The following is a 22,981-nucleotide window of genomic DNA, read 5'->3' as shown; positions in this document are numbered from 1 at the left end:
TTCTATGCACATAGACAGTTTTTTTGCCACTTCCAATTCTTCTGTTAGCGATGCAGACTATATTATTTTTGGAATTCCCTATGATGCTACGCAATCATTCAAGCCAGGATCGAGATTTGCTCCCACAGCCATAAGGGAGGCAAGCTGGAACCTTGAGAGCTACTCTCTTTATTTTGACTACAATCTCGACTTTGCAAGGATAGCAGATGGGGGAAACATCAACTGTGACGGGAGTTTTGAAGAGGTCTCCGAGAGGGTTTCAAAATTCATGGAGGATGTTGTTGGAATTCCCGTCGTACTGGGTGGAGAACACTCAGTGAGTTACATGGTCGCCAGAAATCTCGAGGATTTCACATACCTTGTTTTCGATGCCCACTTCGACTTGAGAGAGGGTTTTGACAGCAATCCATACAACCACGCATGCACGTCCAGACGGATACTGGAAGTTGCAGATGAAGTAATAATAGCAGGAGTCAGGAGTGGAACCAAAGAAGAGAGAGAATTTGCTGAAAATTCAGGCATTGAGGTGTATTATTCATGGGATTTGCTCGAATACGGATTCGACGACCTCCTCGATTCCATAGAGTCAAAGGACAGGATATATCTCTCAGTTGACCTGGACGCTTTTGACCCTGCTTTTGCTCCAGGAGTTTCCACTCCGGAGCCATTCGGACTGCACCCGTATGACCTCGTGAAGGTGCTGGATGAAATTGCTGACAGGGTTATCGCCTTTGACGTCGTTGAGGTGGTGCCGGACCTGAACAAGGTAACCCAGACCCTGGCAGCCAAGTTCGTAAATGAGTTCATAGCCGCTAACGCTTCGCTAAACTTCTGACATATCTGGCAGATTCAACAACACTCTTTCTGTGCAGTACCAGAAATGGGACCGCCAGAGCCATGTATGCGATGCTCAGAATTATTCTTGCATGCACAGAGGGCAGTGCAAACTGTATCAGAAAGAGTGCAAGCAGAGCAACAGCCTCATAAACGTTAACCCTCCGATCCATTATTACAGCAAGGGCAAACACGGACTGTGCAGCCGTAAGCAGAACCTCTTCAGACTGTCTGGCATCAAGAGGCAGTGCTGCAAGGCGCATGGAGGAGATGCTGAATATCACCGCTATGGTTCCTATCAGCAGAGTCCACTGATTCACTTTCGATGAAATCAGGGCGTTGAATCCGGCAGAGGTTCTGAGTTTTCTCACGAGATACAGGGCCACAATGAATTCGGGCGCCTCGCTCGCCAGCGGTGCAAGCCACTGGACCATGAGGAAGCTATCAATACCAAACATCTCAGCGGTGCCGAGCAAACCCTCACTGAACGCCTCAACACTTATGAAAATCATGAATCCGGAATAAAACATATAAAAAAGGACATTGGCCCTTCTTCTGTGTGTGGGTAAATTGCAGAGGTACTCCGGAACGCCTTCCGGTTCAAATTCTTCCCTTTCTGATTTTGTAGTTAAGTAAGCATAAGCAGCATACAGCGAAACAAAGACCACACTGTCAAATACAGAAATACTGCCCTTCAGGGGCAGTATGAATGCATAGATTGATGCGAGAAACAGGAAGAAGATCTCGAGATTGAGGCCCCTGTCAAGCTCAATCTCCTTCCGTTTTGTTTTCAGCATTGCAAGCAGCATCACAGCACTCCAGCCAACACCTATGAGCAGTCTGTTGGCTCCGGTCATGTTGGCAGTGGCGTAATGAATGTAATCGCCTCCAACCTTTCCAGCCATCCAGGCAAAATAGCCGTCAACCGCATACTCTGGCAAAACCGCAAGGAGAGCCACTGCAGCAAGGCTGACACTTCTCGGAACATCCATTTCAGCAGTTTCTGCAGCCCACGAAAGCAGGAAAGCCGAACCCAAAACCGCAAGACCTGAAAGAAACGCCTCTATGTGAGGAGGATATTGAATTTTCAAGAAGAATGACACGAGCCACGGGAACGTTAATGCGAATGCCAGCGCAATCTGGACTCTGTGCTTCATAGAGTTCCGGTAAAGCATTGCCAACAGGTTCTGTAGTGGGCTTAAAAAGATATCCTGAAAAATTTATTTACTGTTTCCATACTTCCAGTGATGAAGGTTCTTGTGGTTGATGCTGGAGGAAGGGGAAACGCGATAGCTCACGCTTTTTCGAGAAGCAAGAATGTCAGCAGGGTTTTTGTGGCTCCCGGAAATGGAGGTTCTCTGTTATTCGAAAAATGCACCATTGCAGAGCTTGATGGGAAAAGAATACCTTCAATCAGAGCGATAGAGGATATTGTAAGGTTTGCAAAGAAAAATGAAATCGATATTGCATACATCGGTCCGGAAGAGCCGCTGAGCCTCGGTCTTGTTGACAGGCTCGAGGAAGAGGGCATTCCTGCAGTAGGTCCGAGAAAGGAGGCCACTGTTCTTGAAGCAAGCAAGTGCTGGGCGAAAGACTTCATGAAAAAGATCGGTGTCTCCATACCAGAATACTGGAATTTTGATGACCCAGATGAGGCAAAAAGTTTTGTTCGCGATTATTACGCAAACAATCCTGAGAAAAATCTCGTCGTGAAAGCAGACGGGCTTGCCGCAGGAAAGGGCGTTTTTGTCTGTGATTCTCTAAGTGAAGCCCTAACCGCAGTGGACGAGATAATGGTCAAGAAGAGATTTGGCAAAGCCGGAGACAGAATCGAGATTGAAGAGAGACTTTACGGGATAGAGGTTGCGTTCACGGCCTTGAGTGATGGCAGGCATGCAATTCCTTTCGGTCATGCCAAGGATTACAAGAGAGCGTTCGACCCCGAAGACTTGCAGGGAATGAGGAAGTTCTACATGGGATACTTCGGCAAGTACATCACCGAAGACGATGCAAGGTCATTGTCTGAGAGAGGAGAACTGCTGAACCCCAACACGGGAGGAATGGGGGCCGTCTCACCACACCCGGCTGTAAACGAAGAGATTGAAACCAAAATTATGGATACAGTTGTCGAGCCAATAATAAAGAAGTTCAGAGAGCTTGAAGGCAAGGAGTTCAGGGGCGTCCTCTACCCGGTTATAATGCTCGTGGAAAAGGATGGAGAGTCTGTTCCAAAAGTTTTAGAAATAAACGTAAGAGATTGTGATCCCGGGGCTGAAGCGAAGCTTCCAAGGCTTGAGAGCGACATTCTCGAACTCTCTTGGGCAGTTATCGAAGGAGGACTGAATGAGGTTGAGGTGAAATTCAGCGAAAAACATGCAGTTGCTGTGTGTGCAGTCTCAGGCGCCATGGTGGGCAGAGAAGGGTTTAAACCCGGTTATCCTGGAGACCACTACACCAATCAGCCGATTGCCGGCATCGAAGAAGTCAGCCAGGCACACATATATGCAAACGGAATAGCAAAAGCAGATGGAGGATTCGAGACTACAGGAGGGAGGGTTTTAACACTCACTGCCATGGGAGACAGCGTTGAAGAGGCAAGAAGGAAAGCTTACGGAGAACTGGAAAAAATCAGGTTTCCGGGAATGCGGTACAGAAGAACAATAGGCCTCAACGTTCCGGATTGATCAGCAGCACAACCTCTTTAATTTTTGTTCTTGTGCAACTAAGAACGCGCTGATTTCCGGGCAGGAGACTGAACTTCTACGAAGGGCTTAAAAACAAAGCTCAGTTCATATACCTGATGCCGGACCTCCTGAACATGCTCGTGGATTCCGGAGCCATAAAATATGGTGAATTCGTTCTCTCTTCCGGAAAGAAGAGCAGCGTTTACATAGACATAAAGCTGGCAGTTACCAACCCGGAGATTCTTGAGACCGTCGCCGGAATGATGGCCGAAAAACTCAAATCTGTGGATTTTGACAGAATTGCCTGTATCGAACTTGGAGGAGTGCCTCTGGCAGTGGCGTTGTCTCTCAAAACAAAAAAACCCCTTGTTATTTTCAGAAAAAAGAAAAAGGAGTACGGAACCCAGGAGGAATTCATCGGGGACATTGATAGGGGGGACAGGATCGTCGTTGTTGAGGACGTCATAACAACAGGAAAATCGGCAAAAAGCGTGGTGGAGAGGGTAGAAAAAGCTGGTGGTAAAGTTGTGAGGGTCATTGCTGTTGTTGACAGGGAGGAAAGCGACCTAACTCCGGTATCTCTGCTGAGGCTCTCGGACATCCTGTCCCAATCTAAATTTCAATGAAAACACTTTCAAGACTCTTTTTCGAGATTTCAAATCCGGATTTTCCGATAATTCTGCCTATTTCCTCGACCGAATAATCCGGATTGAACTTGTAGCTTTTAACTGTCTTTTTTACAACATCTTCATCAAATCCAAGTACTTTTGAGGCCTTTTCATAATCCGAAACTGCTTTCCGGGAATTCCTGATGAACCTCTCCACATCATCTTCGCTTTCCTTCAGAAAAGACAGGTTTACGGCAAGAGAACAGCATGGAAAATCTCCTGCCATCTCACTGAACGGAATCTTGTCTCTCTCAGCAATCGTGAAATACGGTTCCCATATTGCAGAGCCGTTTACACTCTCAAGACTCGAGATCAGACATTCTGCAGAATCGCAGTATTTGAACTCCCTCACGCCCAGCCTGTTCCTTATAGCCCTTAAATTCATCTCCATCGCAGACATCTCAGTCGTTGCAAAAACACCATTGGTCTTATCTCCAAAAACAACTCCGCTTCCATTTTCGGCAACAATTCCCGTAATCTTAAAGCTCTTCATTGTGATTCCTAGCATCACCTGGGTTACAATAGGGGAGGCAGCAAATTCTATCCTTCCGAGGGCAAGGTCTCTGGTTAGCTCAAGAGCGTTACTGTACACGATGAATTCGCAATCCCCCGCGCTGATCAGCTTCACGTATTCTGTAGCCCTCAAAATGCCCACCTTTATTCTGCTTTCCGAGTATTCCCTCAACCACACCCGGTAGTTTTTACCCGTTTCTTTTTTTCGAGCTATTCTGCCCTCTTTTTCCAGTTTTGTCAGAATTTCAGAAATTCTGGATTTTGACGCTCCGGTGATTTCAACAAGCTCGGTTTGCAGCGCACCGTCGAATTTTCTCTCTTTTAGAATTTTAACAACCATTTCCTCGAACATCATCTCTAATTAGTCAAAGCTTAAATATTGTTTGCGAGAGAAATTAAGAAAGGTGAAAAATCATGGAAAATGAGGTTAATAAAATAGTAACTCTATGCGGTAAAGATTGGGCGATTACCGGTATAGAATTCACATTTGTTGGAGGATCACAGGAGTGTGAGCAGTGCAGACTGAAAAAAGTCTGCTTAAAGCTGAGAATAGGTTCGAAGTACAAAATCGTGGGTGTGAGAAACGGAGAGGTTCAGCCCTGCCAGCTCCACGATGATGGTGTGATTGCCGTGGAGGTTGTGGAGCTTCCCCTGCTTTTGGCAGTCGATTCCAAGATGGCTGTTGAAGGGGCAGTAATCAGAATCAACGGCAACTGCAGCAATGTGGAGTGCAGTTTCTTCAACATCTGCAACCCGTCAAATATCGGAAAAGACGAGAGTCTTGAGATTATTGGAGTGGGGGAGGCGTTTGAATGTCCTAAGGGAAAGACGATGCGGGTTGTTGAGGTCAGCAGGTCGGGATGAAACGGTGCAGCGAAGGCCAGGGGTGGTAATCACCCCATTACAAATGGAGAGTACCGGATTTTGACTCTTCCTCTGAGCATGAAGTGGATACCGTGTGGCTTAAGGTCGAATCTTCATCACCAGCATTTTTCATACACACCCCACATTCTGCAATGCAACACCTGTTGGAAACGTTAAAATCCTGTTGCCAGAAACATCACCCATGCGCTCAATGTCATCTCTTGACATTTCAATCGTGATTGAGGAGATCAGAGAAATGCTGATCGGGGCAAGAGTGGACAAGATATACCATTACCCCCCTGACGAAATCAGAATAAAGCTGAGGGGAAAACAGAGAGTGGACCTCACGATTCAGGCAGGAATCAGAGTGCATCCAACCCTTTTCCCAAAGGAGAGTCCCCGCTTTCCTTCATCCTTTGCCATGCTCCTAAGAAAGCACCTCGACAATGCGAGAGTTGTGGACATAAAACAGCACGATTTTGACAGGGTCGTCGTTCTGACATTTCAGAGAGAGGAAAGAAAGCACATCATTGCAGAGCTTTTCAGCAAGGGGAACGTTATTCTCGCAGACGAGAATTTCAGAGTTATAATGCCCTTAAAGCATGAGATAAAGATTGGCTCGACATACTCGTTTCCAGAGCCCAGGCCGAGTCCAAGGGAGGTGAGGGAGGTCGAGGATTTCAGGAAAATAATAGATGGGAGGGAGGTCGTTAGGACGATTGCTCGGAGGCTCGGGACTGGGGGGCTGTACGCCGAAGAGATTCTGAGGAGAGCGGGGGTTGATAAAACCAAGAAGAGCGACGAGCTTGAGGATGACGAAATCAGAAGGATAATCAGGGCGATGCATGAGATTTACATGCCCGGGAAAATAAAGCCGCACATAGTTCTTGACGAGGGAAAATATCTGGATTACCAGCCCGTGGAGCTTCTCGCTTACGATAAATACGATAAAAAATACTTCGAGGAGTACTGGAAGGCCATAGATGACTTCTTTTCATCCAAGACCGTTGAAAGTGTTGAACAGCAGGAAAAAAGAAACGAAGTTCTTGAAAAACTCGAAAGGAGATATAGAGAGCAGAAAGAAGCAAAAGAAAGATTTGAAAGGGAGATGGAAAAGTTCAGGAGAATTGGAGACCTCATATACGAGAATTATCAGAAAATGGAAGCCATACATTCCTCATTCAGGAAAGCGGTGGAGAGCAGGGGCTGGAAAGAAGTTATGAAAATAGTTGAAGAGCAGAAAAAGAATGGAAAGCTGAAAGAGATCGTTGCCCTCATACCTGAAGAAAATGCGGTTGACGTTGAGCTGGAAGGGCACACCATAAGACTGTGGTTGAGGAAGTCGATCCACGAGATTGCGGATGAGTATTACAGCAGAGCGAAGAAATTCAGGGAAAAACTTGAAGGAGTTACCAAAGCTCTGAAAAAAACCGAAGATGAAATGAAAAAGGCTGAAAACCTTGAAGAGAAGAGAATCCTTTCGTCAATAAGAATTGCAAGAAAAAGAGAATGGTACGAAAAGTACAGATGGTACATAACCTCTGAGGGTTTTCTGGTCATAGGCGGAAGAAGTGCCGATATGAACGAGGAAATTGTCTCTAAGCATCTTGAAAGCAGAGACCTCTTCTTCCACACTGAAATGCCCGGAGGAGCTGCAACGATACTGAAGAAAGGCCAAGATGCTGGAGAAAAGAGCATAGAAGAGGCAGCAGAATTTGCAGCGATTTACTCTGCTCTCTGGAAGGAGGGCAAGCACGCCGGAGAGGTATACTATGTTCGCCCGGAACAGGTTAAAAAGGCGGCAAGACCCGGAGAGTATTTACCAAAAGGTAGCTTTTTCATAGAGGGTAAGCGGAATTACACGACCGTAGAACTTAAAATGGCAGTAGGAGTGGATTTGAGCAATCTCAGGCTTTTTGGCGGCCCAGTTGACGGAGTTATGCAAAACTGCGACTATTATGTGGTTCTTGAGATTGGAGATCTGAGCGTTAACGAGATGCAGACTCTCCTTGCAAGAAAACTCGTTGAAATGGCAAAAGACGATGAAAAGCACGTTGTGAGGGCAATTGCATCTCCAGACGAGATAGCAAAATTCCTCCCACCCGGAAGATCAAGAATTGCCGAGCCTAAGTAATTCGGGAAAACAGAATTATATATTTTTAATAAACATAATCTCATGGAACCCGAGCAGAAAAAGTTCAGATCTGATTTGAAGCTCACAATATTCTATCACGGTGAGTTTGGCGAGAGGTTCATAGCCAACCTCATGAACTACAGGAATTCCTGTCCTTCATTCGGCGCATGCAGCATCGACGGATGTGTCCAGTGCAAGGAGAACATTTACAGCTTCTCCAAAAACATAGTGGCAACTTTCGGCATGATTGATCCCATGAACATGCCAGATTTTATTGAGGATGCAGACGAATTTCTGCCAAAGGAGATCCCCAGGGCGGATATAGCCATCGCCATAAACCTGCACCCCGATATTCTGATTGCTCTGCCAGAAAAATTGGCAGAGCTGGGATACAGGGCATACATCGTCCCTGTTGAGGATTCAAGATGGTGCAGCGCTGGGCTGGCAAAGCAGATAAAGGAGAAGTGCGACGAGCTTGGCTTAGAGTTTGCGGCACCCAAGCCCTTCTGCATTCTCAGAGAGAGTCCCGAACACCCCACGATAAATCGCTTCATCAGGGAAATGGGGATGGGATATCCGGAATTCGAGATCGAAGTGGATGAGGTTAACGGGAAAAAGAAGATAACTTCTGTCAGAATTCTGAAAAGCGAACCGTGTGGGGCGGCATGGTATGTTGCAATAAAGCTGAGGGAACTTGAGTTCGAGGACATGAGGGAGCTATGGAATGTTGTTGCTGAGGCGCACCACAGCTTCCCGTGCACGGGCAGCATGGAGAGGGACAACGAGTACAACGAAACCATACTGCACATCGCAGGCTACTCTGTAAGGCATGCCGTGAACAGAGCACTTGGTTATGAGGGTGACGAGGACATCCCTGAGCACATACAGCACATAGTCCTGGGTGAAGATTAAAATAGTTTCAAACTCAGTCCCGTTTATGATTATTGATGTGAATGGTGTCGAAATTTATGCTGATGGTAGCGGAGACCTTCTCTTCATTCATGGAGCAGGAATGAGTTCAGACGTCTTTGAACGGCAAAAAAACATTGGTGTGGCCATCGATCTCCCAAACCACGGAAGAAGTGGAAAGCTTGATGTTAAATCCCTTGGAGACTATGCTGAATTTCTGATCGAACTTGTTTCCGAACTCGGGTTGAAGCCAGTGATTGCAGGTCATTCAATGGGTGGTGCCATCGCTCAGGAATACATTTTGAGGGCTGGAAAAGCCAGAGGTCTCATTCTGATCTCAACAGGGGCAAAACTTCCCGTAAATCCAAAACTCATCGATGGTTTGAAGAATAACTTTGAAGACATGGTGGAGAAACTTGGAAAATGGATTTTCGCTGAGGATTTTGAAGGACTCAGGTTAAAGCAGAAAATAAAAAGCATTCTCTTTCAGAACAGAGACGCCGTCCTGGAGGATTTTATGCTCTGCAACACATTCAATCTCGAAGACAGGTATATTTCAGGAGATATTGACCTCAAAATCCCGGTTCTCATAGTTTGCGGAAACGCAGATGTGATGACACCCCTGGCCTTTTCTGAATTTCTCAGAGACCACATACGAACTTCAAAGCTCGCAGTGATTCACGGATCAGGACACATGCCGATGGTGGAAAAACCGTCAGAGTTCAACAAAATAGTAATGGAATTTTTAAGAAGCGTTGAATGATTTCAGCTTTTCCAGCAGCTTCTCTTTCCTTTCTGAATCCACAAGGCTGTGTTCAAGCACCTCGTCAATTCTTGAGACAGCAACAATCTCAATTCTGCCCTCGTGCTCCGCATCAAGCAAAACATCATCAATGTTGTCCTTTGGAATTATTACCTTCTTCAAGCCCGCCTGAATTGCTGCCTCGATTTTCTGCGTAACCCCCCCAACGGGCAGAACATCTCCCTTAACAGAGAGGCTTCCGGTCATGGCAACGCTTTGATCCACCTCAACACCCTCTAAAGCAGAGACAACAGCGGTTGCTATGCTGATGCTTGCAGAATCTCCCTCCACACCCTCGTAAGTTCCGACGAACTGAATGTGCACGTCGTAGTTTGACATGTCCTTACCGATGATCTTCTTGATTATCGCCGAAACGTTCATCACTGCTTCTCTCGCAATCTCCTGCAACCTTCCGGTTGCTATGATCTTTCCTTCTTCCTTGCTCAGTGCAGGTGTTACCTCCGCTATTATTGGCAGAACAATTCCGGCTGATTCTCCGATGACTGCCAGACCGTTAACTCTGCCCACCATCTCTCCTTCAGTTATGAAAAGCCTGTAGTCCTTCCTTCTTTCAATGTATTTGTCCGCGAGCTGTTCCTCTATGCTCTTGGAAATCCTCTTGGCCTTGAGTACATGCTCCACGGTTACGTATTCCGCTCCCTCAGACCTCGCTATATCTCCAGCGGTTCTTACTATGCCTCCAAGCTCTCTCAACCTCAGGGTCAGGTGTCCTCTTCTCCCTGCTCTCCTCTTTGCCTCCCGTATAATTTCAGCAACAGCCTCTCTCGTGAAATGAGGAATTTTTCCGTCCCTCACAATCTCCTGAGCAACAAATCTGACGAGCTTTCTTCTGTTTTCCTCAGTGTCCTCCATTGTATCGTTCATGTATATCTCATACCCATAACCCCTTATTCTGCTTCTCAGGGCAGGATGCATCCCGTAAAGTGCATCAAGGTTTCCGGCGGCAACAAGGACAAAGTCACACGGAACTGGCTCAGTCCTGACCATGGCTCCGCTGCTCCTCTCACTCTGGCCGGTGATCGGAAACTTCTTTTCCTGGAGGGCTGTCAGCAGCTTCTGCTGAGATTCGATTGTCAGCGTGTTGATTTCATCAATGTAAAGCACACCCCTGTGCGCCCTGTGGATTGCTCCCGACTCAACTCTCTCATGTGCAGGAGTTTCGAGCCCGCCGCTCTGGAACGGATCGTGTCTGACATCTCCAAAAAGGGCTCCGGCATGCGCTCCGGTTGCGTCTTCAAAAGGTGCAGTTTCCCTGCCCGAGTTGTTGACAAGGAGTTTTGGAACATTCTTTTCCTCCCTCGGCATCATGTATCTCGCGAGCATGAATATCATAACTGCCGCAATGATGCCCCAGAGAAATTCGCCGATGAGGGCAGAATAGGCTATGACAAAGAACACGAGTGTGAAAAGGAACATGTTCTTTGCCTGTTCCTTTTTCATCGCTTCCTGTTTGTACGCCTCGACGATCTCCTTACCCTTTCCGGCAGGTACCGTCCTTATTCTGGGCTGGTTAGGATCCTCAGGATTGGGATATACCAGAATGTCCTCAAGCTCTTCTTTTGGCAGCAGTTCCGCCATAGCCTTTGCAAGCATCGATTTCCCTGTTCCGGGAGAACCTATGAGCATCACATGTCTTTTCTGGACTGCTGCCTTTCTTATTGCCTCCACCGCATGATCCTGACCGATGACCTGATCAATAAGGCTCTTGGGGACCTCTATTTCTTCAGTAGTTCTGAACTCCAGCCCACCCAGCAGTTCATCAATGTTTTCTGACATTTAGCATCAGAATGTATGGAAGGTATTTAAATAATTAACCAAATCAGGAGTCATCGACGTCCCCCATGTCAAGCTCGGAAAGGATTTCGAGGTAAAAACTTTCCAGCTTTTTGTGCCTCATCTCGGCTATTTTTCTTGCAGTGTTCGTGTACATCAGATCTCTGAGATTCAGCAGCTTTTCCTCGAAGTGCTTCAGCGTGCTTTTTATGTCTCTGCCCCTCTCCCCGGAATACATGAACGCTCTCGCAACTCCTATCAGCCCCATTGCGTCGAGTTTGTCTGCATCACTCAGAATTTTGGCCTCAAGTGTCTTTGGTCTGATTCCTCCCGAAAAAGAGTGAGCCTCAATGCAGTGGCAAACTCTCTCCACGAAATCCTCGCTGTAACCCTTTTCCACCAGAATGTTCCGGGCAATTTCTGCCCCTCTGATCGCATGGTTTTCCTCATTCCTCGCTATGTCGTGAAGTTCTGCTGCAATCCGTATAACGTCTCTGTCCCCTCCCTCGCGCTCCGCTATGAACAGTGCGAGTTTTTTTACTCTTTCAACGTGATCTCCATCGTGGGGCAGAGAAACACCTCCTCTCGGTCATTTCCTGAAATTTTGCTGTCAGAATTTAAATTCCTTCCCTCCAAGCTGTTTGAAAGAGTCCACAAGATTTTTAAACAGACTCGCATCACAGCGCTATTGAATCCCGCCTTAGCTCAGAGGTAGAGCGCGGGACTGTAGTCTGCCCTGCCCCTGCAGGGGGGCAGTGATCCCGTGGTCCCCGGTTCAAATCCGGGAGGCGGGACCATCTACTTCTGGTCCACATCCCTATTTTTAAATCCCCCTTAAGATGCTCTGCATACTGATTGAACCGCTATGGGTCTGAAACCATCCGTCCTGAGAATCGCCTACATTTAAATCATAAGAAATTTTATAAAAGCTAACAAAACAAAAACCTATTAGTAAATAAATAAACAGGTTAGAATATGAAAAAAATTGTACTGATTCTAAGTTTGATAGCAGTCATGGTGGCGGCGGGATGTACAGGCACCGAGAATCAGGTGAAACCAACTCCAACACCCACGCCATCAGCAACACCGTATCCTGAAAAGACTCCGGAAGTTGTGGGAGAGAATGTTTCCGGACTTGGCAATCTTGCCCGCTTCAAATCGGAAGATGAGCTTAAAGAGTACCTTGCTCTGAAAGAGGTTTACTACGGCTACCCGATGTTCGGCGTTGCCGTGCAGAAGGGTGTGCCTATGCCAATGGAAATGCCAGCTGGCACGCCAACTCCCATGCCTGTCCCCACAGCAACACCCGTCCCGACTCCAATGATCGAGGAAAGGGCTGCGGAGAGGTACTCCGAGACCAACGTTCAGGTTAAGGGCATAGACGAGCCGGACATAGTCAAGACGGATGGGAAGAACATCTACTACTCCATCGGCATGGCCAGAATCTACATGCCGCAAATTATAATGCCGGAATACTACGGGAAGATTCTGTCCGTCATTGCCTTCCCTCCAGACAACATGAGCGTCAGCTTCGAGATACCGAAGGACGGAAACCTGCTCCTCCACAAGGACAGGCTGATTGTGCTGAGGTACAACGAAATATCCGGCTACGACAAGGAGAACGGGAAAAACGTGTGGAGGATTGATGTCGACGGCAGCATTGTAACGGCGAGGCTTTATGGAGACTACATCTTCGTCATCACAAGGAACTACCTCGACTACTACGACCCCTGCCCGGTAGAGCCTGTGAGGGTTAACGGAGAGGCTTTAGAGATCAGGTGCACGGACATCTACTTCCCGAGGGGTATTAGCTCGGAAGTGCTGTACACCGTGATGAAGGTCAATCCCGAAAACGGGGAAATTGAGAAGACGTTCAGCTTCATGGGAAGCTACGGCTCCACCGTTTACATGTCCGAGAATGCGCTTTACATAGCCTACAGCAAGAGGATGGGGGAGGACGAAATTTACTTCAAATTCCTGCAGGAGAACAGGGATCTGCTGCCAGATGATGTGCTTAGCAGGATAGAGAAGGTGATGAGCTACGACATAGGCAATCAGGCCAAGTTCATCGAGATTCAGAGTGCAATCTCAAAGTACCTGCTCACCCTCGACAAGGAGGAGAGGCTGAAGTTCGAGAACGACTTCTGGAACAGGATGCAGGACTTCCGGAAGGAGCACAAGAGAGAAATTCAGAGGACGTACATCGTCAAGGTTGGCCTGAACCTTGAGTCTCTCGCGGACGGAGAAATTCCGGGAAGGCTGCTCAACCAGTTCTCGATGGACGAATACGGGGGCTACCTGAGGGTTGCAACCACCCTTGGCGATGAGAACGACCTTTACGTGCTTGACGAAAAGCTGAGGGTTGCTGGAAAGATTGCCGGCTTTGGCGAGGACGAGAGAATTTACGCGGTCAGGTTCATCGGAGACAGGGGCTACATAGTCACGTTCAGGGAGACAGACCCGTTCTTCGTCATTGATCTGAGCGACCCGAGAAAGCCGGAGATAAAGGGCGAGCTGAAAATACCCGGCTTCTCCTCATACCTCCACCCGGTCTCCGGGCACTTAATCCTCGGAGTCGGGAGAGAGGGAAGTTACGTGAAGCTTTCCCTGTTCGACGTCAGCGACGCGAAGAATCCGAAAGAGATAAGCAAGTACACTCTCAAGGAGTCGTGGAGCGAGGTGCTTTACAACCACCACGCCTTCCTGATGGACAGCAAGCACGGGGTGTTCTTCCTGCCTGCAGGAAACCACGGATACGTGTTCAGCTACGGGGATGGCCTGAAGCTTGTGAAGGCGATAGACGTGCCTGCAGTGAGGGCAATTTACATAGACGACTACCTCTACGTCCTCGGAGACTCTATAGCAGTTTACGACGAGAACACCTGGGAGAGGGTTGCGGAGTTCAGGTTTGGATAATTGAGCGGCTCCATATTCTTCCCATTTTTTTGAGGTGAGATGCCATGAATCTGAGGCACTCGATCGCCGTGGTGGTCTTGGGAATCGTCTCTGGCCTGATTGTGTTTGGAGCTATGAGTACCTTCGAGAAAATCAGGGGGTTTCAAGCTTTTTTAGCAACCTCCATAGCCATTAGCTGCGCTCTCACCGCGTTGTACCTCGCTGCCATCGGAAAACTTGGAGACAGGAGACTTCTCTTTTTCTCGGCATTTGCCGTGCTTGTGATATCTCTCGCAGCGTTTACCCTCGTTCTTGGTTTTGCACTTAAATCCGAGCAGGGAATGTGGCTGCACGTCAGGAAGGTAGAGGTTGACAACGCCTGCATCCCCGTTTCTGAGGAGGAGCTGAACCGGTATCCAACACTGAAAAAGGCAATTGAGTCGGCCATGAATTCAGGGAGCGCTATCGTTGAAATCCCGAATGAAGACTCGAAGGAGCTCGGGAAATACTTCGGAAAGTGCGTCAGCTACCGGGGACAGGAGTTCGAAATAATGCTTGCCGTCACCTGAAAATCAAACAATCCTCAAACTCTCACTTTCACGGTCTGACCATCAAACTCGACAAGGCCCGCTCTCTGCAGAACAGCCACATGGTAGTGCAGGGTCTTGTAGCTCATTTCGAGAGCATTTGCCAGCTCGCTCATCCTCATCCCTCCATTTCTGCTCAGCACATCAAGAATCTTTTTTCTCGCATCAGATCTGAGAACAATTTTCCTGTCAAGATTTCTACCGTTGAAGATGAGGTACTCAAGTGGAAATGCGAGCCTTTCCTTTCCCGCCTTTATGGTTATTACCGTCCCTTCCCTTTCGAGAGCCTCGATGTGGTGCCTGAGCGTGCTTCTGTTCATTTTGAGGTGCCTTTCGAGATCTCTCAGGCTGACTCCCGGATTTTTGATGACGAACTCAAGAATCCTTTTTCTGTTTCTGTTCTCCAGCCTGACCTTAATTTTCCCGGCGAAGAACGGAAGGAGCTTCCAGATGGCAAGAGCACTTACAGCGAGAGTGGCTATGTGGTGCACCTTTATCCACAGAGGCAGATCCCAGAAGGAAACCTTGACCTCATCTGCAGGGTCGTTTTTAACCCTCTTCATTAACTCTTCATCGCTTATGTTTGCCGGTTTTACCGTGGCAGCCTCGGAAGTGGGAGATAAAGTCTGAAAAACCAGTAAAAACGTTAACAGGAGCAAAATTGGGATTTTAGTCCTCATAACACTGCTAAAGAATAATGCTGAAACCCGCTCACCCTCTCGCCATACACCTTGAAGTACCACACTCCCTGTTCGGCATTCTCGACGGTTAATGCTATTTTACCATCAACCGCACCATCACTCGAATCTCTAAAGGGGCCATACACATCTCCATTTGGAGAATATAGCGTTAGAGTGAGGCTGCTGGACGGGTTGATCCATACAAGATAAACGTCGAATGTGGGTGAAGAGATGTACCTGCTGAACCAGTCGGTTTCCCCCTGCTTGATAGAGTCATACACAGTATCTATCCCAGCTTCTCCGGATTTTGCGTAGACCGGGGAAGAGATAATAAGAACCGCCGCCACCATCGCTGCAATTAGATTTGATTTCATAATTGTTGTTGATTTTAAAGGAATATAAACTTTCTGACCATGTTTTGAGAATATTAAATTAGAAAAATAATTCTCAAGATATGGTCAGAAAATATTTATGTCTGTAAGGTTATAATATTAGATGGCAAAACCAAGAGGTGGTGCGATGAGAAGAGCATTGGCAGTGCTGTTGGTTTTCGTAATGTTGAGCAGTGTAGTGAGTCCGACAATGGCAGCAAACACTGCAGAAATGAAGCCAATAATGGCAACAGAAAGGACAGAATTACACAAGAACATAAACATCATAAAAGTCGATCCAGTTCTCGAAAACGCAACACCTTACTGGATAATCATCGCAGCTGGCATCATAGAAAAAGGCAGAGCAGCAACCTTCAAGTACATCGATAGCAGTACAAATCTGACGAAAGAAGAGAAAATCGAACTGAAGAAGTTCGTGAAAGAACTTTGGAGGAAGTACCGCGTAAGGAGCATTAAAGATGGTAACGTAACTCTGATTACTCTGAACTCAAAAGCAGGGCTAAACCTTACACAAGAGGAGAAGGCTATGCTGGAAAAGGTTGCTCAGGCTGTGAACGAGTACTTCAGTACAAAGTATGGTGGAGATGTGGGGATACTCTGGAATGTGGATACTCATCAGAGCATAATCTACATCTCATGTATAAAGTGGGGGATTTATAGAGACTACTGCAACATCACGATGGATCATGCTGATGATCCAGACTACTGGCCCCATTTACCATCCGACCATTACTACAATCCAGACACTGGAGTGGGGTCAGCACCATATTACTGCTGGTATTATGCATATGGTGCGAGATCTTATTACAGAAACGGAGATATGTACAATGCTTTTCAGGGTTTAGGTTGGGCAAGTCACTTTCTGACTGATGTAGGAAATCCTTTACATACTGGAAGAGAGGCAGATCAGGCCCTCCATAAATGGGTACATACAGCATATGAAGACTATGTTTCAAATAACTGGGAAAGTGGTTACAATTTTAAATCGGTAATTGAAGACAACCGGTACTACTATGCAATCAACGATCCATGGGACGCAACTGAGAATTTAGCAAGCTATTCTCACTATTACTTTGACACACTCTACCTTACGATTTACAATAATCCAGATACTTGGCAGAGTAGCACACTGGTAAGGAGCATAACTGAGGACAGTCTTCTTGAAACAGCCAAATACGTCCTTGGACTTGTCAAGTACGTGACGGGATGAATATCTATGTCATTGACAATTTTTTTAGTAGATCTCTTGACTTCTACCTCTCTCGCTATTTCTGTTATTTTCATTCTATCCAAGAATGCAAATACGATTCTAAATTCCAAGACTGTTCTAGTTCTTTTCTTTGGGGGCCTTATGATCGCTCCATTAGCTTCCGGAAGCCTCTTTTACCCGAGAATATGGTATGTTAGCATTACTGGAATTCTCGTCACGTACATCGTCATCCCCTCGCTGATCTCGATCTCGGTTCTTGACAGGAGAAGGGTGTCGATAACAGACTATTTCGTCTTCATCATGCTTTCTGAGATTGTGGCAATGGCCTTCCGTTTGCCTCACCCCTTCCAACCCCCAAGAGAACCGTGGATAAAAATTAGCATAACTGCCAGCTTTTTAGTGTTCTCAGACTTGCTGAGCTACCTCATCGCCACATTCATTCCGCTCTTATTCTGCTACATTCATTCAAAAACCCAGAATCAGTTTCTGAGAGCGTTGCTAATTCTTTCCATACCCTTTTCGCTGATTTTAACCCACTCTGTTTTATCATATGTTACAGGGGGTATGATGTGGTGAAGTTTGTGTGTTGTGGTTACGTAACCTGTAACAAAGCATTTAGGATAGAAGGAACCACAAAAAACAGCTTGCTCGAAACAGCAAAGTACACTCTTGGCTTAGTAAAATACGTGAGGAGATAAAATGGACGTCAGGAAATATTCGAATCTGTTAATCTTTTTTATTGCTGTTGGCATCATCTTTTTCGGATTGAGATTGTATAAGACCGATTTAGGTTCGTTAAGATTTTTACTGGTTGTGGCTAGCTTTGCGACCCCTTTAGTCTTTATTTTGAAGTTTCCTGAAAAATCGTCCAATACATACGTAATTCTGCTTGCATTCCTGATTGGCTCTGGCATATCTGCATTTTCTGCTTTGGTGCCATATCGATTTTATTCAACACTAATGGTCGCATCATTTTTAATTTCCGCCTTTGTTGCAACGTCATTTCTTGTCAGAGTTGCAAAGCCGAGCATGCCAGAAAGGGCAGCGTTTTTCATCTGGGTTCTCATCTCTATTGCGTTAGCTCTTCTTTTCAACTTACCAACTGGTCACGAGTTGGATTACCCAAAGCTGGATGTGGAAAATCCCGTTTTGCTCAGTCTGATAAAATATCTCGAATCGGTATTGATTCCTGTGGCCTTCTGCCTCCTCTACAGAAAGGCGAAAACCTTTCTCGTCTTCCTGCCTATGCCTGTAATTATGGGATATCTTTTCTGGATTGTGTGATGGGGTGAGCGGGTGAGATGTATGGGTCCTGAGAGCAAAGAGGTAATCTCTAAAGCACTGCCTGTTAGAGCGGATGTTTATAATGGTACACTAACAGTATACTACAGAAATGGTGAAAAGAAGGTGCTAACGTTCTATGGAGGATCTCCATGAAGAAGTTACTGCTACTTACTGCTCTAATTTTCTCAGCCATTTTGTTCTTCATTTTTTTAGAGCCCACAAGAGATATCAAAGCTAAAAGCGGGAATCAGGACATTGTATACGTAGGTAAAATAGCAGATGCCGCACACGTAACAGTGGGAAACGCCATCTGGACTGGTAAAGATATAATCCTCACAGATGTTTTCACAATCCGGAATGAAAACATGTCTATGAAGTTTCTGAAGTTTGACCCACAGCAGAACAGCACTGAAAAAATTTTGGAGCTTGATGGGCTGAGTGACCGCAAAGCTGCAGTTTGGACAGGGAAAGAGATTCTAATTTTTGGCGGTATTGTTACAGACAGCGCTGGCAGATATGTTCCGACAGAGCAGATTGTGAGCTTTAATCCTGAGACATACGAGCTAAAGGTGCTGAATGTTACACTTCCATATCCGACAGCAGACATTTCGGCAGTGTGGACTGGAGAATACGCGTATCTCTTCATGAAAAGCGAAAACTCAGATACTCCAGAAGTCTGGAGGTTCGACCCGAATAACAGCTTAATGGAGAAGCTTAATGTTGATTATCCAGAAGGTTTCGACAATCCCGGCTTCACAGTTCATTCAGCAGTCTGGTTTGATGGTAGCATATTTCTATTTTACAAAGACAGGATTGCCCGCTTCAATCCATCGGAGGGCTCGTTTGTGTGGCTTGAAACAAAGCTTCCAACAAAGCAACCTGACGCTTGGACAAGAGCAGCGGTAGCTATGGATGATGGGATTTACGTTATTGGGGGAAGCAATGGCTTCACAAACTTTACTGACGAAATCATCAGATTTGATCCGGAAACTGGAGATGCAAACGTGATGAAGTCCAGACTTCCCACTCCCAGGGGTGGAGCTGTCGCGGTTTGGGATGGCAGATACGTGTACGTCGTGGGAGGGTGGAGTAGCAGAATGTATCTCAACGAAATATTGAGGTTCGATTACAGGAAAAGTGGTTAACAAATATTGCAATGGAATAGCATGTTTTTAGAAAATAAAAACAAAAATATATTCTCAAAATATGGTCAGAAAGTTTTTATTTCTATAGGGTTATAATATTAGATGACAAAACCAAGAGGTGGTGCGGCATGAGGGGTTTGAGAGAACTGGTGGTTTTATGCCTCCTGAGTGTTGTATTTGTCGGAAGTGCCGCAATGGTAGCGTCAAACGGCGGACCCTTAAAGGGGACAAAATCTGATGAACTTGAGAAAGTGAATAACCGCCTTCCAGTATACTACATAGGTAAAGATGTCGGAAAATACTTCAGTTCATCAACTGAGATGAAAGACTTTAGAAAAATTGCAGGAAAGCACATTCTTGTTGTTGATGGATGGAAAGCAAGAAACTTGCCCGGAATAAGAGATTTTCTGCGTGAAGAAATTCTGTCAGGAATACCTGTAATCGTCGTGAATGGAAGTACCGAAATAGCAAAAAATCTGTTTGAGGGTCAGTTCAGCCCCCAGATTGTTGATGGCAGGAGGCCTGATGGTAAAAAAATTGGAGAAGAGAAAGTGTACGGATTTATAATCTATCAGATCAATAGGACTTTGTTTAGCAAAGTATTTGTTTCGACTGATCCAAGTTCCGCCATTGTAAAGGAGGCTTACTCTTGGGCTGAGGAGAACATACACCCATATGCAGGCGATTTTACGATTCAGACGTCACCCTACTGGAATCAAATATATCAGCTTAATTACACAACAGGAAATGACTGGCAACCTTACGGGAGACTAAATGTGAGAACCCTGTATTACAAACTGTACAATGATGGTTCTGGGACTTATGACTGGTATAATGTACATGTCAGACAACAGTCTGTGCCAGGTGAATTGCTGTGGAACTCCGGATGGAAAACTGCGGACATGTACACATGGGTTGATGCCAATTACTATCGGAGCGGTTACTTCCTTTCAGACTACTCTCCAACCACGACATCGGGTGCCTCGACGGTTACCGTTTCAGTTGGTGTCACAGCTGGAACCGATGGTGCACAGGTGTCAGCATCGCAGTCTTGGAGTTACACAATCCCTGATGTTGTGGTTTACGACCAGAGCGACTATTCTCAGGAACTGGCAAAATGGTGGCATAACGTTGATGAAGGAAAGGCCGTAAGGTCAAATACCTATCAAATTGAACCAGGAGCCACTATCAGAGTTCCAGATGGTAATCCAATGGAGTGGAGGGAGCATTATGGTGTAAAATACGGTAAATTCAACGTATTCTTCTGGACATATACTGATGAAGGATATGTGGAGTTTAAAATATAGAATTAAAAATATTTTTTATTAATTATGTAATATTGGATAAGCAGATGAGAGGGGACGATATAATGAAAAGGTCTATGAATGTTGCGTCTGAAAAAGATGTGACCAGTCTTACAGGATATTCACCAACACAAGGCCCAAATAATGAAAGTGCTTCAGTTTCTGTCTACTTAACAGCCGGAGACTATTATTCTTTTCAGCTTAAAAATTCACGCAAAAGGCTGTTACAGGGCTACATGGTATCGAGTGGCGATTCTGGATTTGATGCGTGGTCACATGTAAATCTTCCCAATCTGGCCTTAGAATATCAGCAATTCAATAACGATTTGGGCGGTCCAGCATGGCATTATCGCAGTAGTTTCTGGGTTATTGACAGTACCCACATGTACCTGAATGTTAAGACAAAAGCTGGAAGCACTGGTACATACAGGGCGTTAATGGGTGGTGGTCCGGGATACATTCCGTACGCATACCCGTATACGACATATCTCTATGTGAATTGACATTTGATGGAGGTGAAACAGTGTCTTTATTATTAAAATTTTTTTTAAAGAGCATCAAGACAGACATTAAATCGGAATTGAAGTATTTGTTTCTGTCAATCATTGTCTTGTCCTTCTGGTTTTTTGTGGTTTCCATACCCTCCATAACTGCGTTTAGTGAGGTTGGCCCGTATCAGGTTGCCCAATTCGACTTGTTTGTAACCGGCCCCATAAGTGAAGAATTTGCAAAAAAGCTGGAAAATAGTGGGAATCTGGTAGTCAAAGGCAAGATAATTGGAGGAGTTGAAGTGTGTGGCCAATCGGGCAACTGTAGAAAGCTGGACCTGTTTATTGTGGACAATCTGACGAAAGCGCTTGAATTGACGGAAATAAATTCAGCATATCTCAAAGAAAGTATCGGAAATGGTGGTGCCATCATAGATGTGGCTACTGCAAAAAAGCTGAATGTCGAACTGGGCAGTTATGTGACCATACAGGTGAAAAATGTGACAGAAAATGTAGAAATAACCGGTATACTGTACCCAACTTCTGCATCCCGAAACAGAATAGTGGTGGATGAAAGGGCTGTTAAGAACATCGCAGATATGTTCAGGGGATATTCCTCTTTATGGGTTAAGCTGTCTAACAAAAGTGATATGGGTGATGTGGCACTCATCGCTGACGAATCGTATTTCGTTGCAAAAAGGACTGAAATTTTGGATAAAAAGAAAGCAGAACTTGACAATCTGGAAAATGCCACGATTATGAGAACCATGCGTTATGGTGGATTTCTGGTAATTCTCGCCATTCTTTTGCGGGATGTTCAGTCCACATTTAACCTGAGGTCCGGGGACTTTGCAGTTCTGATCATGATGGGCGCATCCAGGAATTTTGTGTCTCTTCTTTTTACGGCGCTGACCGTTTTAAGATGGCTGCTGATTGTGCTGCCGGTTTCGTACGTTGTGGCTAAGGCATACGTCGAAAACTTTGTGGGACTCTTCATGCCACTGGATGCCAGCTTCATCATTTCGGTTTCCCTGCTCGCGGTATTCTCTGTCATTGTATCCTATCTTGCATCCTACTGGCTTTTCAGAAATTTTGATCTTGCCAGAACTCTTTCGGAGGTGAGATGATGCTTGTGACCACAGGAGTCTGCAAAAGCTTTGGAAATCATGAAGTCCTGAAAGGCATTGACTTCAGAGTTGCTCCCGGAGAATTTGCAGCAATTTTTGCTCCATCGGGATCGGGTAAAACAACGCTCCTCAACATCTTTGCAACAGTTCTCAAACCGGATAAGGGAGACGTGAGGATAAACGGTAAAAGTGTCCTGAAAATATCAGAAAACGAACTGAATATCCTGAGGAGGGATTACATAGGATACGCCTATCAGTCCTGCAAGATGGTAAACTCGCTAACTCTGGCCGACAATCTCACGCTACCCCTATCAATCAAAGGTACTCCTAAAAGTGAGGGTATCAGAATAGCGAAGGAAATTGCCGAGAGGCTTGCTCTGACAAACAGACTTGGAAAGTATCCCTTTCAGCTCAGTTTTGGCGAGCGGAAGAGGGCAGTCATAGCAATGGCTCTGTGCAAAAAGCCCAAGCTTGCAATCATTGACGAGCCGACAGCAAATTTAGATGATTCAAATGGCAGAGTAGTTCTGGAATTGCTTGACGAATTCAGAAAGAGTAATGACGCTGCGGTGGTGGTGGCAACACACGATGAGCGTGTAAAGGAGTATGCCGATAGGGTGTATTTCCTGCATGAGTGTGGGCTGCACGCAGATGTTAAATGAGCGAT

The 22,981-nt window shown here is 45.9% G+C and carries 24 protein-coding genes and 1 tRNA gene; 19 read left to right on the top strand and 6 right to left on the bottom strand.

Features of this window, described 5'->3' with window-relative positions:
• Positions 1 to 4: 4 nt before the first annotated feature.
• The gene (gene speB, locus GACE_RS09580; RefSeq protein WP_048093045.1) at positions 5 to 835 is read left to right on the top strand and encodes an agmatinase; all 831 of its coding nucleotides are present in this window, start codon (positions 5 to 7) and stop codon (positions 833 to 835) included.
• Here speB and GACE_RS09575 read toward each other — a convergent pair.
• On the bottom strand, positions 813 to 2,009 hold the full coding sequence (locus GACE_RS09575; RefSeq protein ID WP_048093043.1) for a sodium:calcium symporter: 1,197 nt from the start codon (positions 2,007 to 2,009) through the stop codon (positions 813 to 815). The two genes, speB and GACE_RS09575, sit on opposite strands and share 23 nt — an antisense overlap.
• Before the next feature lie 72 nt (positions 2,010 to 2,081).
• On the opposite strand from GACE_RS09575, the gene purD reads away from it, so the two are divergent.
• Both purD and pyrE read left to right on the top strand, forming a co-directional pair.
• On the top strand, positions 2,082 to 3,518 hold the full coding sequence (gene purD, locus GACE_RS09570) for a phosphoribosylamine--glycine ligase (RefSeq protein ID WP_048093041.1): 1,437 nt from the start codon (positions 2,082 to 2,084) through the stop codon (positions 3,516 to 3,518).
• Positions 3,519 to 3,634: 116 nt separating this feature from the next.
• On the top strand, positions 3,635 to 4,144 hold the full coding sequence (gene pyrE / locus GACE_RS09565; RefSeq protein ID WP_048093036.1) for an orotate phosphoribosyltransferase: 510 nt from the start codon (positions 3,635 to 3,637) through the stop codon (positions 4,142 to 4,144).
• On the opposite strand, the gene GACE_RS09560 is transcribed toward pyrE, so the two are convergent.
• Positions 4,131 to 5,054 (bottom strand): DUF7343 domain-containing protein, encoded by a 924-nt coding sequence (locus GACE_RS09560; RefSeq protein WP_148305962.1) that lies wholly within the window; start codon positions 5,052 to 5,054, stop codon positions 4,131 to 4,133. The genes pyrE and GACE_RS09560 overlap by 14 nt on opposite strands.
• 59 nt (positions 5,055 to 5,113) lie before the next feature.
• On the opposite strand from GACE_RS09560, the gene GACE_RS09555 reads away from it, so the two are divergent.
• The 4 genes from GACE_RS09555 (at position 5,114) to GACE_RS09540 (ending at position 9,369) form a co-directional block, all read left to right on the top strand.
• On the top strand, positions 5,114 to 5,563 hold the full coding sequence (locus GACE_RS09555; protein ID WP_048093034.1) for a UPF0179 family protein: 450 nt from the start codon (positions 5,114 to 5,116) through the stop codon (positions 5,561 to 5,563).
• A gap of 202 nt (positions 5,564 to 5,765) precedes the next feature.
• Positions 5,766 to 7,697 carry a ribosome rescue protein RqcH gene (rqcH, locus tag GACE_RS09550; RefSeq protein ID WP_048093033.1) on the top strand — a complete coding sequence of 644 codons (1,932 nt, stop codon included), beginning with the start codon at positions 5,766 to 5,768 and terminating at the stop codon, positions 7,695 to 7,697.
• Between the two features lie 42 nt (positions 7,698 to 7,739).
• On the top strand, positions 7,740 to 8,609 hold the full coding sequence (locus GACE_RS09545) for a DUF166 domain-containing protein (protein WP_052400272.1): 870 nt from the start codon (positions 7,740 to 7,742) through the stop codon (positions 8,607 to 8,609).
• A gap of 25 nt (positions 8,610 to 8,634) precedes the next feature.
• Entirely contained in the window at positions 8,635 to 9,369 is a 735-nt protein-coding gene (locus GACE_RS09540) for an alpha/beta fold hydrolase (RefSeq protein WP_048093032.1), read from the top strand.
• Here the strand turns inward: GACE_RS09540 and lonB are convergent.
• Complete coding sequence (gene lonB / locus GACE_RS09535) at positions 9,352 to 11,205, bottom strand: ATP-dependent protease LonB (RefSeq protein WP_048093030.1); 1,854 nt, start codon at positions 11,203 to 11,205, stop codon at positions 9,352 to 9,354. The two genes, GACE_RS09540 and lonB, sit on opposite strands and share 18 nt — an antisense overlap.
• A gap of 43 nt (positions 11,206 to 11,248) precedes the next feature.
• Positions 11,249 to 11,773: an HD domain-containing protein gene (locus tag GACE_RS09530; protein ID WP_048093028.1), complete on the bottom strand. Its 525-nt coding sequence runs from the start codon at positions 11,771 to 11,773 to the stop codon at positions 11,249 to 11,251.
• Between the two features lie 123 nt (positions 11,774 to 11,896).
• Between GACE_RS09530 and GACE_RS09525 the strand changes: the two genes are divergently transcribed.
• The 3 genes from GACE_RS09525 (at position 11,897) to GACE_RS09515 (ending at position 14,666) form a co-directional block, all read left to right on the top strand.
• Positions 11,897 to 11,999 (top strand) — tRNA-Tyr (locus GACE_RS09525).
• 178 nt (positions 12,000 to 12,177) lie between these two features.
• Entirely contained in the window at positions 12,178 to 14,118 is a 1,941-nt protein-coding gene (locus GACE_RS09520) for a beta-propeller domain-containing protein (protein WP_048093026.1), read from the top strand.
• Between the two features lie 44 nt (positions 14,119 to 14,162).
• Positions 14,163 to 14,666: a DUF5336 domain-containing protein gene (locus GACE_RS09515; protein WP_048093024.1), complete on the top strand. Its 504-nt coding sequence runs from the start codon at positions 14,163 to 14,165 to the stop codon at positions 14,664 to 14,666.
• Between the two features lie 14 nt (positions 14,667 to 14,680).
• Here the strand turns inward: GACE_RS09515 and GACE_RS09510 are convergent, their stop codons facing one another.
• Positions 14,681 to 15,247: a winged helix-turn-helix transcriptional regulator gene (locus GACE_RS09510; RefSeq protein ID WP_158413832.1), complete on the bottom strand. Its 567-nt coding sequence runs from the start codon at positions 15,245 to 15,247 to the stop codon at positions 14,681 to 14,683.
• Between the two features lie 113 nt (positions 15,248 to 15,360).
• On the bottom strand, positions 15,361 to 15,738 hold the full coding sequence (locus tag GACE_RS09505; RefSeq protein WP_052400271.1) for a hypothetical protein: 378 nt from the start codon (positions 15,736 to 15,738) through the stop codon (positions 15,361 to 15,363).
• 121 nt (positions 15,739 to 15,859) lie between these two features.
• Between GACE_RS09505 and GACE_RS09500 the strand changes: the two genes are divergently transcribed.
• The 9 genes from GACE_RS09500 (at position 15,860) to GACE_RS09460 (ending at position 22,976) form a co-directional block, all read left to right on the top strand.
• Positions 15,860 to 16,966: a phospholipase C/P1 nuclease family protein gene (locus tag GACE_RS09500; protein WP_048093020.1), complete on the top strand. Its 1,107-nt coding sequence runs from the start codon at positions 15,860 to 15,862 to the stop codon at positions 16,964 to 16,966.
• A 141-nt stretch (positions 16,967 to 17,107) separates the two neighbouring features.
• The gene (locus tag GACE_RS09495) at positions 17,108 to 17,542 is read left to right on the top strand and encodes a hypothetical protein (RefSeq protein WP_048093019.1); all 435 of its coding nucleotides are present in this window, start codon (positions 17,108 to 17,110) and stop codon (positions 17,540 to 17,542) included.
• A 123-nt stretch (positions 17,543 to 17,665) separates the two neighbouring features.
• The gene (locus GACE_RS11570) at positions 17,666 to 18,250 is read left to right on the top strand and encodes a hypothetical protein (RefSeq protein ID WP_148305961.1); all 585 of its coding nucleotides are present in this window, start codon (positions 17,666 to 17,668) and stop codon (positions 18,248 to 18,250) included.
• A 21-nt stretch (positions 18,251 to 18,271) separates the two neighbouring features.
• On the top strand, positions 18,272 to 18,403 hold the full coding sequence (locus GACE_RS11945; protein WP_318249201.1) for a hypothetical protein: 132 nt from the start codon (positions 18,272 to 18,274) through the stop codon (positions 18,401 to 18,403).
• Positions 18,400 to 19,395, top strand: coding sequence for a Kelch repeat-containing protein (locus tag GACE_RS09480; protein WP_084063712.1), 996 nt, complete (start codon positions 18,400 to 18,402; stop codon positions 19,393 to 19,395). The genes GACE_RS11945 and GACE_RS09480 overlap by 4 nt, the downstream gene beginning before the upstream one ends.
• 128 nt (positions 19,396 to 19,523) lie before the next feature.
• Positions 19,524 to 20,702 carry a hypothetical protein gene (locus GACE_RS09475; RefSeq protein ID WP_048093012.1) on the top strand — a complete coding sequence of 393 codons (1,179 nt, stop codon included), beginning with the start codon at positions 19,524 to 19,526 and terminating at the stop codon, positions 20,700 to 20,702.
• A gap of 44 nt (positions 20,703 to 20,746) precedes the next feature.
• Positions 20,747 to 21,202, top strand: a complete 456-nt coding sequence (locus GACE_RS09470) for a hypothetical protein (RefSeq protein WP_048093011.1) — start codon at positions 20,747 to 20,749, stop codon at positions 21,200 to 21,202.
• A gap of 107 nt (positions 21,203 to 21,309) precedes the next feature.
• A complete protein-coding gene (locus tag GACE_RS09465; protein WP_158413831.1) occupies positions 21,310 to 22,314 on the top strand; it encodes an ABC transporter permease family protein in 1,005 nt (334 codons plus the stop codon).
• Complete coding sequence (locus tag GACE_RS09460; protein WP_048093008.1) at positions 22,311 to 22,976, top strand: ATP-binding cassette domain-containing protein; 666 nt, start codon at positions 22,311 to 22,313, stop codon at positions 22,974 to 22,976. The genes GACE_RS09465 and GACE_RS09460 overlap by 4 nt, the downstream gene beginning before the upstream one ends.
• The last annotated feature ends 5 nt before the right edge of the window (positions 22,977 to 22,981 follow it).

The sequence above is a fragment of the Geoglobus acetivorans genome, from assembly GCF_000789255.1.
GTDB classification, from domain to species: Archaea; Halobacteriota; Archaeoglobi; order Archaeoglobales; family Archaeoglobaceae; genus Geoglobus; species Geoglobus acetivorans_B.
This window is presented reverse-complemented; position numbering and strand designations above follow the sequence as displayed.

Coding starts and splice junctions, on each gene's coding strand:
- GACE_RS11945 (WP_318249201.1), top strand. CDS start 18,272: ATGGGTCCTGAGAGCAAAGAGGTAATCTCTAAAGCACTGCCTGTTAGA.
- speB (WP_048093045.1), top strand. CDS start 5: ATGCACATAGACAGTTTTTTTGCCACTTCCAATTCTTCTGTTAGCGAT.
- GACE_RS09575 (WP_048093043.1), bottom strand. CDS start 2,009: ATGCTTTACCGGAACTCTATGAAGCACAGAGTCCAGATTGCGCTGGCA.
- GACE_RS09555 (WP_048093034.1), top strand. CDS start 5,114: ATGGAAAATGAGGTTAATAAAATAGTAACTCTATGCGGTAAAGATTGG.
- GACE_RS09500 (WP_048093020.1), top strand. CDS start 15,860: ATGGCAAAACCAAGAGGTGGTGCGATGAGAAGAGCATTGGCAGTGCTG.
- GACE_RS09480 (WP_084063712.1), top strand. CDS start 18,400: ATGAAGAAGTTACTGCTACTTACTGCTCTAATTTTCTCAGCCATTTTG.
- GACE_RS09475 (WP_048093012.1), top strand. CDS start 19,524: ATGAGGGGTTTGAGAGAACTGGTGGTTTTATGCCTCCTGAGTGTTGTA.
- GACE_RS09540 (WP_048093032.1), top strand. CDS start 8,635: ATGATTATTGATGTGAATGGTGTCGAAATTTATGCTGATGGTAGCGGA.
- GACE_RS09470 (WP_048093011.1), top strand. CDS start 20,747: ATGAGAGGGGACGATATAATGAAAAGGTCTATGAATGTTGCGTCTGAA.
- rqcH (WP_048093033.1), top strand. CDS start 5,766: ATGCGCTCAATGTCATCTCTTGACATTTCAATCGTGATTGAGGAGATC.
- GACE_RS09510 (WP_158413832.1), bottom strand. CDS start 15,247: ATGAAGAGGGTTAAAAACGACCCTGCAGATGAGGTCAAGGTTTCCTTC.
- GACE_RS09520 (WP_048093026.1), top strand. CDS start 12,178: ATGAAAAAAATTGTACTGATTCTAAGTTTGATAGCAGTCATGGTGGCG.
- purD (WP_048093041.1), top strand. CDS start 2,082: ATGAAGGTTCTTGTGGTTGATGCTGGAGGAAGGGGAAACGCGATAGCT.
- GACE_RS09545 (WP_052400272.1), top strand. CDS start 7,740: ATGGAACCCGAGCAGAAAAAGTTCAGATCTGATTTGAAGCTCACAATA.
- GACE_RS09515 (WP_048093024.1), top strand. CDS start 14,163: ATGAATCTGAGGCACTCGATCGCCGTGGTGGTCTTGGGAATCGTCTCT.
- GACE_RS09505 (WP_052400271.1), bottom strand. CDS start 15,738: ATGAAATCAAATCTAATTGCAGCGATGGTGGCGGCGGTTCTTATTATC.
- lonB (WP_048093030.1), bottom strand. CDS start 11,205: ATGTCAGAAAACATTGATGAACTGCTGGGTGGGCTGGAGTTCAGAACT.
- pyrE (WP_048093036.1), top strand. CDS start 3,635: ATGCCGGACCTCCTGAACATGCTCGTGGATTCCGGAGCCATAAAATAT.
- GACE_RS09460 (WP_048093008.1), top strand. CDS start 22,311: ATGATGCTTGTGACCACAGGAGTCTGCAAAAGCTTTGGAAATCATGAA.
- GACE_RS09495 (WP_048093019.1), top strand. CDS start 17,108: ATGATCGCTCCATTAGCTTCCGGAAGCCTCTTTTACCCGAGAATATGG.
- GACE_RS11570 (WP_148305961.1), top strand. CDS start 17,666: ATGGACGTCAGGAAATATTCGAATCTGTTAATCTTTTTTATTGCTGTT.
- GACE_RS09560 (WP_148305962.1), bottom strand. CDS start 5,054: ATGATGTTCGAGGAAATGGTTGTTAAAATTCTAAAAGAGAGAAAATTC.